General features: G+C 54.0%; 2 tRNA genes and 2 rRNA genes. All 4 read right to left on the reverse strand.

What is annotated here, in order from left to right:
* A 23S ribosomal RNA gene (locus tag AB4Y82_RS21105) occupies positions 1-120 on the reverse strand; the annotation flags it as partial.
* A gap of 226 nt (positions 121-346) precedes the next feature.
* A tRNA-Ala gene (locus AB4Y82_RS21110) sits at positions 347-422 on the reverse strand.
* 66 nt (positions 423-488) lie between these two features.
* Positions 489-565 (reverse strand) — tRNA-Ile (locus AB4Y82_RS21115).
* Positions 566-719: 154 nt separating this feature from the next.
* Positions 720-855: ribosomal RNA gene (locus tag AB4Y82_RS21120) — 16S ribosomal RNA — on the reverse strand; the annotation flags it as partial.

Below are 855 nucleotides of genomic sequence, written 5' to 3' on the forward strand. Positions count from 1 at the left end.
CATTCGGACATTGCCGGATCAAAGCTTGTTGCCAGCTCCCCGACACTTTTCGCAGGCTGCCACGTCCTTCATCGCCTCTGACTGCCAAGGCATCCACCGTATACGCTTAGTCGCTTGACCATATAACCCCAAGTCGCCTCAGGGCCGATCATCATCACTTACGAGGTGATAATCATCGTACTGTCCAAACAACGCGTTCGCTTAATTGCCTCAACGACACATCTCGATTCGGTTTCGAACCAAGACGCTTGTCACTCGTTTACGTTTTCAATGAACACAAGAACGGCCTCAATGCCGCCTCGTTTTCTAAAATCTTATGTGTGCGCTGCCATTTTTACGTCGACAATGGTGGAGCCAGTCAGGATCGAACTGACGACCCCCTGCTTGCAAAGCAGGTGCTCTCCCAGCTGAGCTATGGCCCCAGACTTTGTGAGAAGTCCGACCAGGGATGGTCGGGCTCTTGCCGATGACTCGGCAAAATCCGGTGATGGTGGGTCTGGGAGGACTCGAACCACCGGCCTCACCCTTATCAGGGGTGCGCTCTAACCACCTGAGCTACAGACCCGGGAAATCATTTCCGTCGTTCACGAAAAGCGAAACACGATCCGTAGCAGCAAAGCTACGAAGCGCGCGATGATCGCTTTCCGCGACACGGATGTCGCGTAAAAATGCAGGTGTCTTGTGTGGACGTCTTGCGGGGAAGAAAGATGTCGTTCTCGAAAGGAGGTGATCCAGCCGCACCTTCCGATACGGCTACCTTGTTACGACTTCACCCCAGTCATGAACCACTCCGTGGTCGTCGTCCCCCTTGCGGTTAGACTAACGGCTTCTGGAGCAACTCACTCCCATGGTGTG

Origin of the sequence: Dyella sp. 2YAF14 (genome assembly GCF_052114725.1) — a bacterium.
In the GTDB taxonomy this organism is placed as follows: Bacteria; Pseudomonadota; Gammaproteobacteria; order Xanthomonadales; family Rhodanobacteraceae; genus Dyella.